Genomic DNA, 13,919 nt, shown 5'->3' on the forward strand with positions numbered 1-13,919 from the left:
GGCTCACCTCCACGGCCCATGGACCGGGCACCGCCGCGGTGTGCCGGCGGACCGTCCCCGAGGAGGTCGCGGTCGCGCTGGTCTACGACGGCACGACCGAGGCCGTGATGATGGCGACGCCGAGCGATCTCGAAGACTTCGGCGTCGGGTTCAGCCTGACCGAGGGCATCGTGACCGCGCCGGCCGAGATCGGCGAGCTTTCGGTGGTGCCGGGCCCTGCCGGGATCGAGCTGCGGATGTGGCTCGCCGGCGACTGCGGCGCCGGCTACGCCTGCCGCCGCCGCCGCCTCGCCGGGCCGACCGGGTGCGGGCTGTGCGGGATCGAGAGCCTCGACGAGGTGGCACGCCCGGTGCGGCCGGTCGCCGCCATAGGCGTGCCGTTCGCCGCGGCCGATGTCGCCGCCGCGGTCGCGGCGCTAGAAGCCTCGCAGCATTTGAAGCAGGCGACCCATGCGACCCATGCGGCCGGGTTCTTCCGCCCCGGCCACGGCCTCGTCGCGGCCCGCGAGGACGTCGGCCGCCACAACGCGCTCGACAAGCTCGCCGGCGCGCTCGCCCGCGACGGCGTTGCCGGATCCCTCGGCGCCGTCGTCATCACCAGCCGGGTCTCGGTCGAGATGGTGCAGAAGACCGCCGCGATCGGCGCCCCGGTGCTGATCGCGGTCTCGGCCCCCACCGCGCTCGCCGTCCGCACCGCCGAGTCCGCCGGCATCACCCTGGTTGCGATGGCCCGCGGAACCAGCTTCGACGTGTATTCGCGCCCGGATCGGCTGGTTGCGGTGGATTGAACATAAGGCGGCTGTAACCGTGGATGCGTGAACTAAGCCGCCACTCTGCGGTCACGGAGTCTTTCGTAGGCCACGCTCACACCTCGTCGGCCACCTCCGAGCAGGGCGTTGCTGCACAGGACTGACCGCCAAATTGCGCTGTTTGCACGAACGACGGTGTCGATCAATTCATTTTTAGTCTTTTTGTCAGGGCGTTCGCGTAGCTTTTCGCAGACAATTTTTCGTTAATCGCGTCACGAGCCGCTTCCCCCAGACGGTTTCGCTCTGCCGGGCTTTCTGCTAAGAGGGCTAAAAGCCTCGATGCTTCAGCTTCATCCGGCTCTGCCCATCGAGTTCCAACCGTCGGGTTGTATATGCCGCTTTTATCGAGAGCCGGGACGAGCGAATAGGAAACCAGCGCTGCACTGCGATTGCTCATGTACTCCATATTGCCAGACCAGCCTGTCGCGATCACGGCCTTCCCCAACGCCATGGCTTCCGCCATAGTGAGTCCAAACCCCTCGGCGCGGTGCAGAGAAAGGTAAACATCGCAGCAGTCAATTAGTTCCATCACTTCGCTTGAAATAATTGATCTATCGATTACCGTTATACGAGAATCTTCTCGAGCGGCGGAGAATATCATCCGGCCGATGGCCGTGTCTTCGCGCAAATTTCGAGTTTTTAAAATGAGTCTGAATCCCTGTCGGGCACCGAAAGCGTTGCGAAATACATTGATCGAGCCAATTAAATTTTTTCGATGCAGGGAAGATCTCGCGTCGGCCATCGAAAGTACCAAAAATTCGTTCTGTTCAATCCCATACTTCGCTCGGTCTAATTTTTGCGGCTGTTGGCTGCGCACAAAATACGGGACAACAGTGACGCGTTTATTTGTCGCCTTCAATAACGCTTCTCTAGAGTACTCAGAGGGGGTCCAGATTTCACTTATAAATTTGCTTGCGGTTCGCCATCCGAGAGGTTCGCCGTCGAGCTCCCACACCCAGTTTCCTATAATGTGCCACCGTCGCGGCCACATCATACGGAGTGCGGTTAAAGCATGTACTGTTTCTGGCGCGTTGAAGTGTAGCAGCAAAACGCCTGATAGTGCTGATGGCATCGCCTCAACAGGGTGTTCTGCTTTTATATCAATCTGATTGAAGTTGGTGCTTAGGTCAACGTTGGTGTGCTGAATGCCAAGAGTCTGGAGAGCTTTTGAGCAAATCCTGGCGGACTCTCCAATTCCGCTGGCCGTCCTGAATAGTCCCGAAATTACGACCGGGCCCTGTAGCGGACATTGAGTGTTTCTGACCGCAGATGCAATCAGGCTCTCGAGAGCGAACCGAGATGTCAGTCTGCCTAAACCACTAGCTAAGAGCATGCGCATCGATGCCGGATGGTTGGGTGATGCGGGCTGTAAAAAGTCGCGATTTTCGTAGGCGGGGCCGTCCGGACTTGGCTGCCTCGATTTGAACTGGGTCGTGCATTATTCCTGTAGCTTCCGAAACCTCATGTAATTAGCCCAAAATGGGTCATTGCCGCACTGTGCAGGTCGGTGCAACCCACATCGAGGAAAACGCGAGGCTAGCCGGCGCCGTGGAAGCGGCCGGGGCGGCTGCACGGTTTATCCTGATGAACAGCGACACGTCTCCGTCCGGGCGGACGCCTTCAAGGGGAACCTGCATTATCCCTGGGCGTTCGGCTTCATACCCGTTCTTTGCGACAACGCGGCCGTTGACCGAGATCTCGGCTGCGCTGTCCGATTGCAGCCAAGCCGCGTCGGCCGACATTTGCAAGCAGAGATGCTGACCACCGAAAACGGGCGGAATCTTGAACGCCATGTAGGCGGCCGGTGCGGTGACGATCGAGGTCCCATCTGGAGAACCGGTCCAACGGCCAACCAGCAGTAGATAATCTTCCGAGTGCGGTGAGCCGAACCGGAGTTCCTCGCCGGTCCAGGTCTCGATCTTGTCTGAAAAGTAACTCGCCCGCATCAGATGATCAGTGGGCTGAATACGGTCCGCCGCGGCCACTTGTATCAAAATCGAATCTGCAACGGCGTTGCGCGGCTGGCCCATGGCGGAGATGTAGAGGTAGTACCGCTCTTGCGGCGTCAGCTCAACGAAGGCGGGAAGCGGTGGCGGCGACGGCAGCAAGGCGCGGGATTGCACGAGCCCATCGCGAAAGGCGATGAGCCGCGTTTGGCTAGTGAGCCATCCGTAGGCCGCAGTGGCCTGCCCAAATGCCAGGGCGACAATCGTCAATTCAATGAGTCCAAGATCCCGGACCCGCCGCTGCGAGCGCGACCCCAGTTTTGCTGCGATGTGGCTCACCACTAATGGCAGTTCCGCAGCGTAGATCCAAGCGTATTTCGCCAGCGCATAATAGCCCGCGGCATTATTCATCATTAACACCGCCGTGATCGCAAGCCCTAGCGCGACGACCCCGATGGCACCCGCGTGGAGAAGCGCCACTGTGCGAATCCGAACGGTGAGATCGTCCCGCTTCCCCGCAAAGATGAGCCCGATTAGCAAGAGTGCAAGCGTCAGAATTGCCGATACCGCAACTATTGGATGGGCGTTGAGTTGCCACCGCGCGCCAGACACCAACAGATTGAAGTCGCCCCCGCCGGTCTGGCCGAATTGAATGACTGATCGGGTCTCTGGTTCGATGAGCATGGCCGTCGCACTGGTAAGCCCGACCATGCAACCCACGACAATTCGCCGCGGCATTGACATCGGAAGGGCGAGCGCACAAACGCTCGCCGAGGCGGCGAACCACAGAGTTGGCACTAGGTGGATTTTCGCGAGGACCAGCGCCCAGACTGGCACAGCAACAAATGCAGCGATCTGTGCTTGGCCTCCCCGCCAAACGGCGGCCTGAAGCACTGTCAGGCCGACGAGCGCAGCGGCCATACCCACCGCTTGCGCAAAAAAGAAGTTCACTTGAAAGTGGCCGACTGGGCTCAGGTTGACCATTGCCATCAGCAACACCAACCCAGCACCTGCGATCAAGCCGCAGAGAAGCCCGATCCGGTTCGCTGCGGCCGCCATCGAGACGATGGCTATGCGCCCAGCGACGCACAGCACTATTGCGATCGTCGTTAAGGCCGCGACGATGTGGATGACGCGCAATGGAGCGAGATGCGCAAACTCGGCGAGTCTCGCAGTTAATAAATGCGCCAGCCTCGGGAGATGTGCGATCTCTAGAAGGTCATCCGCATGGGCCGCCACATTACCCCCGGAATAAAGAATGTCGATGATTGCCATGTGGTGCGCCCAGTCACCACCAGGATTAACCGCGATTATTCCCGCGCGGCTGGCGAGAAAATATTTCGCCGAGAGTAATGACCCGGCAACCGCAATCGCGGCGAAGATTCTCTGTATCGGGAAGATCAGTATACTTTGCATTCTTCACCAGAAAATGTGGGCCCTATATGTCAGCTTCTCGCGTCTTAGATCGGACTCGATTCACCACGCTCATTGTAGCCGGCATGAGCATCTAAGACAGCACATGAGCGAAGCCTGACCGTCGGATCGTCTGCGTGATAACATCATTTCGCGGCGTTCGACAGAGGCTGGAGATGTCTGAGATGGGGCCAGCTCTCTGCTCGCAAAATCTGGCTTGACGGACTTCGCTCAAACTGTGAGTGGACGCTCGGCCAAGTCGGAGGAACTCAACTCCCGATCAAAGTACCGTCAGCTACTGTCCGATCAGCGATCCGGCTTCGATCCGGCGAACATCGCTGGTTCTCACGGCCGGCCAATCGCCATTAGCCGTAGGTCACCAGCAATATACCGCCAATTATCAGAGCGAGACCCAGCAGGAAGAATCGCGGGATGGGTTCGCCAAACACGACAAAGCCAGCTACGGGTACGAGCACGAAGGCCAAAGAATTAAACATGAAAGCAACGGACAGCGGCACCGACCTGAGCGCCTGCACCCATGCGATTGTCGCCATGAGATAGAGCGCCAGAGCTAATGTAACAAGCAAGATGGGTGACATGTTGTCTAGCAGCAACTCGTAATAGCTGCGCGAGCTCGCGAAACGAAGTTGACCCGCGGCGAACTTGAAAATGATCTGGCCAATCGCTATGACCAGAACTGATCCGAGAATTAAGTAGTAATTAAACATAAAAATTACCGGCATATATCAGGTTGATATCCGGAAATGGCAGTCGCAAAGGCCACCACGTCACATGCCGCCGTGGAAAATGGTATTGAAGAATCTGCCTCAGATTAAAAATGCTATTGATGTGCTCGCGCGCCATATAGTAGTCGTAGGGAAGCCCCGCCATTTCCGCCCTCCCGCGGGGGCCAAAATAGCGGCCAAAGCGCCAAGCCATGCCCGGATCGCAAGGAAGGATTAGCGATAGAACTCCGCGAGGCTTAAGGATGCGTACCCATTCTTGCAGGGCGAGATGAGGGAAGGGCACGTGCTCGAGAACATGCGTAGCAATCACGCGGTCGAAGCTGCTGTCGTCATAGTTCAGCGGGTAGGCGTCGGCTCTCATCAGTGCAACTCCGGGCGGTAACGCCCGCTTACTTGCCGAATCGAGCACAGTCTGATCAGAATCTGTAGCAATGTAGTTGTCAAATCTGTGGCGAACGAAAGGCAGGTGAGCGAGGGTGCCTGCGCCGACCTCCAGAACGCGCGAAAAGCGAATATCAGGACCGAAGGGCTTTTCAATCAAGCGGTGCGTGCTTCTCAATACAGATCCAGCGAAGCTATCGGAGTAATTCGATGAATCGTAGTTCTTGAGCCACCGCGCGACAAGACTCTCATATTCAGGCAACGGGATGTATTGTTTTTGTTGTCCCATTCATCCTCTCCGTTGAGAGCCCGCCAGCAAGCCTTGACCCGAAACTCTCATCGAGTGCGCCGTGACCCAGCCGGTCGGCTATGCGCATAGCACGCCAACGGCGTGGCAGCGAGACAACCCTCAGTTGAGGTCGACTACAAGCTCAATCAGCATGTCTGCCACACTGCCGTTACGGTGCCAATACCTGATAAGGCAAGAACAGGGTGCTCGCAATCGCCATCGTCGGACGCGCTGGCGAGACCTCTGTTTCAGCCGGTTCTCCCACGAGTAAGGTCGAGGTGGTAGTCCGCTGCCATGGCCCATCTGCACGCGGGATCGCGCGGAGGCCAAAACGCGAGGTGGACTTCCCCGATGAATTCGGCTCCCCCGTTTGTGCTGCGGCTAGGCCGATGATGAAATAGTAATAGTGTTGGAATGTCCAAGGGCAGTTCCGATTGCGGTCCAAATGCCGGTCTGTCGGATTCGAATACGGTGTCGGCCGCTGGCAAGCGCGGATTAGTCCGGTCTGGCGTGCGCACGCGCGCCAGCTCTCGGCCGGCAGTCAACCAGTGCGCCATGCTGATCGACAGGCTGACCAGAGCTGACATAAGCCGGACCATCCCTCCGAGCACGATCGCTTCGCGACGCCTGGTGTTTGGTCCCGGGATGAGGTGGCGCGGATCGATTTGAATCTTGACGGGTCTTTATCCAGGCCTCCCAGATCGCCTCGAAGGGTGTCTTCCACCGGATCGGCTTCAGGTGGTTGGCGAAGTAGTAGGCCGTGACGAAGGCCAGGACGTGCGCCTTGAGGCTATCGTCGGAGTAGCTGAAGACCTTGACGGTCGCATCCTTGATCGTCCTGTTCATCCGTTCACGTCGCGGCGAATTGTCCGCGCTTCGATGCAGCTTGATCTCCCTCCGGTAGTCGGGAGATGCCGTGCCCTTCGAGGCAACGATGGAGGCTCGAGCGGGTCAGCCGCGGAATGCTCTCACAAAGGCAGCCGAGGACGTCGTCGAGTGGCAGGTGAGTCCGCCTCCGGAATTCGACGATCATGGGCCTCCTCGACCGACGTGAGGACGGTGCTACGGGGCTTGCCAGGCCCCATTGGCGCGTCCGACGTCGTGGTCCTCACCCGCCACTTCGCCACCGTCGTACGGCTGAGGCCGTACTGTCGGGCGAGGGCCGGTCTTCTCTTTCGACGCTTTGAGCTCGGCTCGAACTCTCGGCGCCGTGCCGGCGCTCCCGTGAAGAACGTCTGCCACGGCGAATCCTCCCCTTCTCGGGTCAAGAATACGCAACGACTCGCCGGGACTGAACACCTAGCCACCGGTGTGCGACGGATAAGCAGCGTCATTCCGGCCCTGCGTAGATCCCAGTCCACGTTGCCGTCCGAAGTCCCCGCGATTCACTCCGCAGCGTGGGCACCGCATCTTGCGCGCACTCGCAATGGCCATTACTAAACGATGGCCTGTACTCGGCTTCAGCAGTGTGGGAAATGCGGACTGTATCAGCGGCGCGAAGTGCTAAACACCGCGACTGGATGCGCTGGAACCCTCCTTCCGACAGTTGTTCGCGGAAAAATCCGAGCTGTGAAGCTTAGCGAATTGGATTCCTAGGATGAGATCAGCATGCTGAGGTCATACGCTCAGAACTTCGAGGATGTTATCCTATTTCGTGCGTTGAAAGACGTCACGGTCGGATCGTACATCGATATCGGTGCGCAGGATCCTGTCTTTGACTCCGTCAGCTTGGCCTTTTACGAAAGAGGCTGGCGGGGCACTCACGTCGAGCCGAGCCGGAACTATTCCGAGTTGCTGCGCAGGGCTAGGGTCGATGAACGCGTTATCGAAGCCGCGGTGAGCGACTCGCTAAATAATGTGAGAATCTTCGAGATAGCCGACACGGGACTGACAACCGGCATCGAATCTTATGCTCGCAATCATCGCGCTAAAGGGTTTTGCGTCCGAGAAACCACCGTTCCTTCGATACCGCTGTCGAAGCTGTTCGAGGAGGTCGGCGAAACAGAGATTCATTGGCTTAAGATTGACGTCGAGGGAATGGAAGCTGATGTTCTGCGCAGTTGGCGTACCGCTACGCAACGTCCGTGGATCGTTCTTGTAGAAGCGACGGTGCCGGGGTCGACGGAACTCTGCTACGATGGTTGGGAGCCTGAGCTAACCGACCGCGGTTATGGCTTTGCTTATTTCGATGGTCTCAATCGGTTCTATGTGCACGAAAGTCACTTTGATCTGCTAGCCCGGTTTAATGCCGGACCAAACGTTTTTGACGGGTTCGCTCTGAGTAAAAACTCCATCTTTGTTCGCGAAATGGCCGACGATTTGGCGAAAACAGACGAACGCGCGCGCAATGCGACGGCCGTTGCAGAGGAATGCAAGGGCGAAGCTGCGGCCGCCTTAGCGGCGCTAAAGGCGCAGGCCGATGGTTTCGGTGCGAGCTCTGAGATAGCTATCCATGCGGTACGTGCGGAGGCGGCGGAGACTCGCGCCCATCTCGAAGCCACAATTTGCGCAATACGCGTAGAAGCGGAAAAGCGCGAGGAGGCGATACGCACCCAATCAGATCAATTAGTTAAAACGAGCGAGGCTGCTGTCGAGATAGCGACAGCGCAGCTCGCTGCGCTCCAAATAGGATCGGACAGGCGCATAGCCGAACTCGAAGAGGCTCTATCGCGTTCCGACGCAGACCGCGGTGCAATCGCTCAAACCCTATCCGACCGAGAACACGAGAACGCCGAACAGAAGTGCGAGATTTCGCGTCTCGGGCGGGAGGCAGAGATCTTGCGCGAGACTCTCGACGAGCAGACTGCGGGAACTAGCCGGCTGATGTGTGCGCTAGAGGAGGCGAAAGCGCAGTTGGCTGTCGAGAGAAGCCGGTTTGATGCACGGACGCGAACCTTAACCGGTGAAAGAACGATGCTCATGAACGAGATAGTTCGTCTTCACATCTCTATCGAGGCCATGCAAAGGTCGGCACGGGGGGGTGAGCGTCAGTGCGACGAGCTCCGATTCGCCATCGACCAGATCTACCGCTCGACCTCATGGAGAGTGACAGCGCCATTGCGTTTTACACGCCGAAGCTTGTCTTATTTTGTTCAGGGGGTATGGGCGTGGATCACACTCCGGCCTGGCTGTCGTCCACGCCGAATAGCTAGGTGGGGGCTGCGCAGGGGAGTGGAACTTATTAACGCTTATCCCACTATCGCGCTAACCGGAAAGCGCTGGCTGGCGTTTTTCCCGCGGCTCGACGGCCGGTTGCGTGCTGCTATTGAGACCGATCGGGCTGCCAATCTCCGCAAATCGTTCGAACCGACATCAGAGTTGTCTGTGCAGCCGTGCGCGGCCGCAGCTGCGGAGATCCCAGTGAGCAGCGCTGAGCAACCCGCCCTGACTAAGGCACTAGTGAATGGGTCGGATGCGTTTGTGACCTTGTACAGCGCGACGCAGGATTGGAAATGGGGGCAGCGCATACATGCGTGAGGTCGATCAACGCTCGATCCGCATTCTGGTTGACTTGCAGGCGTGCCAAACGAATGGATCCGCGCGTCGGGGAGTCGGCCGTTATTCGCGCGCGCTGTTCGCCGGACTGGCGGGTGGCGCCGCCCCAAGAGACATCTATGGCTTGGTGTCAACTGAGCTTCCCCATTCTGCATCAATTCGCGACTTAGGCGCCGCAAAAGTCATCCGTCCGCCGGCGTTGCCCAATCTGCTCCTTGACCGTGACTTCGAAGGTGGCGTGCGGGATGCGATCGACGATGTCCTATGGTCGTCCACCGTCGCGAGCGTGAGCCCCGACATCGTCCACGTCTCTAACGTGTTTGAGGGCTTCTACGAACGTGTGCCATTGCCGAGCCCTCGCGTTCGCGCTCCCGGCCAAGTTTTTTCGGCGACCCTATACGACCTGATCCCGTTGCGATTTCCCGAGCATTATTTTAGAGATGAACGTTTCGAGCGTTGGTATCGTTTCCGTTTAGAATGGCTCCGGCAGGCCGATCTGCTTCTTTCGATTTCTGAAGCCAGCCGCCAGGACGCCATCGCGCTACTCGGCCTTGACCCTCACCGTGTCGTCACTATTCACGGCGGCATCGAGCCTCACTTTAGGCAGGTCGCTGACGTCGGCGCTGCACATCGGCGATTGCGCGAGAGCTACGCTCTCGTACGAGAAAGTTTCATTCTCTACACCGGTGGCGATGATCACCGCAAAAACTTAACCGGCGCCATCTTGGGTTTCGCTGGCTTGCCAGCCGAACTGCGGGCAAAGACTCAGCTCGTTCTCGTCTGTGATCTCGAGGATAGGCGAAGAAGCCATTATCTTGAGATAGCCCGTGCGGCCGGACTCGCCGCAGGTGACATACTGTTTGCTGGCTATGTTACGGAAGATGACCTTGTAGATTTTTACTGTTGTTGCGCAACATTCGTGTTTCCTTCCCTCTACGAGGGGCTCGGGTTGCCTGTTCTCGAGGCGATGGCGTGCGGCGCACCAGCCATCGGCGCCAATAATTCAAGTATTGCTGAAGTAATTGGTCGACCCGATGCCCTCTTCGATGGCAACGCTCCTGAGGATATGGCGCGCGTGTTGGGTCTCGTTTTGACCGACAAGGATTTTGCCGGACGCCTTGCCGATCAGGGACTGGTGCGCGCGAAAAAGTTCCGGTGGGAATCGACGACGAAAACTGCACTCGACGCATTCGATACTGCACTGCGTAGGAAGCGTGAAGCTGGTGTTGCGGCCGCAGTGGCGCATTGGTCCCCACGCCGGCGCATCGCGATGGTAGCACCGCTGCCGCCGGCGAAATCGGGCATTGCGGATTACACCGCTGACCTTCTACCCTATCTGCAGGAATACTTCGATATAGACCTTTACGTCGCTCGCAATAACGCGCCGAACGAGGCGTTAAGCGCGCAATACCGCGTATTCTATGCCGATGACCTGTACAATAATATAAGAAATTATTACACTGTATTGTATCATTTCGGAAATTCTGAGTTCCATACGCACATGTATTCCATGCTTCGGGACCTTCCCGGAGTTGTGGTGCTGCACGATGCCTTTCTTAGCGGAATGGTTGGCTACGTGGACTTTAATCTTGGCAGATCCGGATTTTTTGCAACGGAGATGCTAACCGCACACGGCTCCCTGGCGCGCAACTATCTATTGCAGACCCCTCGTGAGAAAGGAATTGGCGATAGCATAGCCGGGCTTCCCTGCTCGCGTCGGGTCCTCGACAATGCCACCGGGATCATATTGCATTCGCCTTACGCTCTTCGCCTGCTGGAAGAGCACCATCCGGAACGATGGCGGCCGCAAACTTGGATTATCCCAAGTCTAGCGCGCTGCCCGGTCGCCATCTCGGTTGGGGAACGTAACTCAATTCGAGATCGACTTGGCATTGCTGCGGACGCCTTTGTGATCGCAACGTTCGGGCATATAACATGGACCAAATTTGGGGATCGGCTGCTGGAGGCGTTCGTTTCTCTGTGTGCCAAGGGAGACCAGCGAGCTCATCTGATATTCGCCGGCGAGTTGGAGAGCGACGACTTTGGCTATAGGCTGAAGCAGCAAATCCATGCATCGGGCCTAGCGGATCGTATCCGACTGACCGGATACCTGTCTGATGTTGATTACAAAGATTATCTCATTGCTGCAGACCTGGCGGTCCAGCTTAGGAAGATTACGCGAGGAGAAACGTCCGCTGCCGTGCTTAATTGTCTTGAATACGGCATTCCTCTCATCGTTAACGCCTGCGGCACGATGAACGACTATCCCGATGAGGTTGTCGTCAGGCTTTCACCGGATCCGAGCGTAGCCGAACTTATAGCGGCGATTAGCGAGTTGGCGGCTAGCGATAGCCGCCGCAGCCAGTTGGCCGCGAGCGGGCGCGACTATATCGCGTCCTTCCATCATGTCCGGCGCTGCGCATCTGAGTACGCTGCCGCTATCACTAGTTTCGTTGAGCAGACTAAAACTGCAAAAGTGGAGAATTTCGCTCCGCTCCTCGCCCCTTATCTCGCGGCGACTGGCGACCCGCCGGGGGCTGCCGCCTACTGCGCTAGCTATTTCGACGCACGTCCTGAATATAATTTCTCACGGCCGCGTATTTTCTTGGATGTAAGTCACATTGCCCAGGGCGACCTGAACACCGGGATCCAACGCAACGTGCGAGAGATCGTGCGCGCGCTTTATACCCGGACAGTTCCCGGGCTCGATGCTATCGCGGTCGTTCGGACTGGCAACGATCTCGTCGAAGCCTCTGAGTGGCTTTCGGGTCTAGGCTTGTTGCTGCCGGGTGAGCTAGCTTCTCTCAACGGGCGGGTCGTGGAGTTTCGGCCCGGCGATAATCTGCTGATGCTTGATTCCTCCTGGAACGAGTACTCACAGTTCCGACCGGTATTTGCGCGAGCGCGGGAGAAGCGGGTTCCCATTACTACCGTAGTTCATGACATTCTTCCCTTGACGCTACCACCGGGGAACTTCGTTCCGGGCGGTAAGGAGTGGTTCGCGAATTGGTTCCATCTCGCACTCGAAGAATCTGACGCGATCGCGTGTATATCGAAAACGACCGCAGATCGGGTGATTCGTTACATGGGCGAGCACGGTCGTGGACGACCGGGACTTAGAGTAGGGTACTGGCATAACGGGTCTGAAATCAATGTACCCGCAAATTCCGTACATGCACCTCGGCTTGAGGAGATTGTATGCGAGCCATATCTCCTAATGGTGGGTACTCTTGAGCCGCGTAAAAATCACCTGTTGGCGGTTAACGCCCTAGATTGTCTTTGGGGAGAGGGATTCGGTCCGAACCTCGTAATCGCCGGAAAACGAGGGTGGATGGCGAACGAGGTTCTTACCCGAATTTTCGAGCATCCTCTGTTAAATAAGCGGTTATTTTTTATTGAGCAATGCTCGGATGCTGATATAGCGTTCCTGTATATGAATGCCACTGCGCTGCTCGCGCTTAGCAAAGACGAGGGGTTTGGGCTTCCGCTAGTTGAGGCATCACGCTACGGAATTCCGATATTGTGCTCAGATATTCCGATATTCCACGAGGTTGCTGGGGCACACGCGAGTTACGTTGCGATTGACGACCCCGCCCGAGTAGCAAGCGCAATACGGGATTGGTGGGCGCAGTACGAGAAGTCGGTTGTCATCTCATCTGCCGGAATGCCATGCCTGAGTTGGCGTGAAAGCGCGGAAAGCTTGCTCAAATTATTGCTCGGTGATAACTGGTATTGGCAAAACACCATTGATGGCAGTAAATCTGTCGACGACCTGTCAGAAAATCAGAAAGTCAATCAAAGGTAAATTGCTTGGTAGGTCAGAATTTGCGCATGAGTTATAGCGTTTTCCTCTGCGCACGGACCTGACCCCGGCTCTTCTGTCGACTTCCTCTGGCCCACGACAATGTCGAAGAGCCCTTGACCGGTTCTCGACCTGAGTGAATCGAGAGGTATCCCTTATGGCGCAGCGGGGATTCAAGCTGTCTGTCGAACACGGGGGCCGGCAAGCAGGTCGTGCGCGCATTCTCTTGACTTTCGATCGCGCGGACGCGGTTTCTGAAGGCGGTGGCCAAATGACGTACCGGCAGCAGCGAGTGGTTCGGTGTTAGCGCGGCGAGCGCCTGCGGGTCGGCGCGCGCATTCTAAACCTGCCGCTCTGCAGTCCGACGTACCCATCGGGTGAAGACCGCAGGGAAGTCAGTTCGGGTGGAGGTTCCGGGTAGTTAGGCTGCGGCTACAGCGGGTGGTAACTTCCGGTCCTTCGGCCGTCGGTGTGGATGCGTTCGGCGGGATCGTCGGGCAGACGGCAAGGGACGTCGGCGAGTCAAGCCTGCAGGTCGATGTGGTTGAGCTTGGCGCTCTCGATCAGGGTATAGACGGGGGCGGCGCGGCGGCCGCCCTCGTCGGAGCCTGCGAACGTTCAGTTGTGGCGCAAAGGCGATGCGGCGCAACGGGGTTCGGCGGCATTGTTGGACAGACACAGGCGGCGCCTTCTCCAAGCTGAAGGCCCAACTCCGCAAAGCCGCGGAGAGAACAATCGACGACGCCTGGGGAGGCGATTGGGCGGTTTTTCCGCACCATCACTCCCGCAGAACGCTCAAACTATTACCCAACGTAGGTTAAGACCTAGCCTGATCTGATGCCGCCCTAGGGTCGGGACTCAATTGAGCCACCAGGCCACAGTGGCGGCGATGATGGCGCCGGCGAGGAAGTTTCTGGCGAGCTTGTCGTATCGGGTCGCGACGCGGCGGAAGTTCTTGAGGCGCGAGAACATCCGCTCGATGCGATTGCGCCGTCGATAGGCGATGCGATCGTAGGGGATCGGCTGCTTGCGGCTGGT

The 13,919-nt window shown here is 57.9% G+C and carries 8 protein-coding genes and 2 pseudogenes; 3 read left to right on the top strand and 7 right to left on the bottom strand.

Annotated elements, in window-relative coordinates; genetic code table 11:
* Positions 1-788: formate dehydrogenase accessory sulfurtransferase FdhD (gene fdhD / locus CH341_RS19360; RefSeq protein ID WP_111420629.1), on the top strand; the 788-nt coding region annotated here is incomplete at its 5' end.
* A gap of 163 nt (positions 789-951) precedes the next feature.
* On the opposite strand, the gene CH341_RS19365 is transcribed toward fdhD, so the two are convergent.
* From CH341_RS19365 to CH341_RS19385, 5 genes and pseudogenes are all read right to left on the bottom strand, one after another.
* Positions 952-1,764: a glycosyltransferase family 4 protein gene (locus tag CH341_RS19365; protein WP_170149719.1), complete on the bottom strand. Its 813-nt coding sequence runs from the start codon at positions 1,762-1,764 to the stop codon at positions 952-954.
* A 529-nt stretch (positions 1,765-2,293) separates the two neighbouring features.
* Positions 2,294-4,030, bottom strand: a complete 1,737-nt coding sequence (locus CH341_RS19370) for a hypothetical protein (RefSeq protein ID WP_146604545.1) — start codon at positions 4,028-4,030, stop codon at positions 2,294-2,296.
* A 503-nt stretch (positions 4,031-4,533) separates the two neighbouring features.
* Positions 4,534-4,896, bottom strand: coding sequence for a DMT family transporter (locus tag CH341_RS35310; protein WP_210208456.1), 363 nt, complete (start codon positions 4,894-4,896; stop codon positions 4,534-4,536).
* Complete coding sequence (locus tag CH341_RS19380; RefSeq protein ID WP_111420632.1) at positions 4,889-5,584, bottom strand: class I SAM-dependent methyltransferase; 696 nt, start codon at positions 5,582-5,584, stop codon at positions 4,889-4,891. Before CH341_RS19380 ends, CH341_RS35310 begins: the two co-directional genes overlap by 8 nt.
* Positions 5,585-6,213: 629 nt before the next feature.
* A pseudogene (locus CH341_RS19385) lies at positions 6,214-6,826 on the bottom strand (hypothetical protein); the annotation flags it as partial.
* A gap of 366 nt (positions 6,827-7,192) precedes the next feature.
* Here CH341_RS19385 and CH341_RS19390 point away from each other — a divergent pair.
* On the top strand, positions 7,193-9,061 hold the full coding sequence (locus tag CH341_RS19390) for an FkbM family methyltransferase (RefSeq protein ID WP_111420633.1): 1,869 nt from the start codon (positions 7,193-7,195) through the stop codon (positions 9,059-9,061).
* Positions 9,054-12,884, top strand: coding sequence for a glycosyltransferase (locus tag CH341_RS19395; RefSeq protein WP_111420634.1), 3,831 nt, complete (start codon positions 9,054-9,056; stop codon positions 12,882-12,884). Before CH341_RS19390 ends, CH341_RS19395 begins: the two co-directional genes overlap by 8 nt.
* A 522-nt stretch (positions 12,885-13,406) precedes the next feature.
* Here the strand turns inward: CH341_RS19395 and CH341_RS35955 are convergent.
* Both CH341_RS35955 and CH341_RS19400 read right to left on the bottom strand, forming a co-directional pair.
* Positions 13,407-13,565, bottom strand: a pseudogene (locus CH341_RS35955) (IS66 family transposase); the annotation flags it as partial.
* 174 nt (positions 13,566-13,739) lie between these two features.
* Positions 13,740-13,919, bottom strand: a 180-nt coding sequence (locus CH341_RS19400) for a transposase (RefSeq protein WP_146604546.1), incomplete at its 5' end; no start/stop codon positions are given.

It is taken from the genome of Rhodoplanes roseus (genome assembly GCF_003258865.1).
Taxonomy (GTDB): domain Bacteria; phylum Pseudomonadota; class Alphaproteobacteria; order Rhizobiales; family Xanthobacteraceae; genus Rhodoplanes; species Rhodoplanes roseus.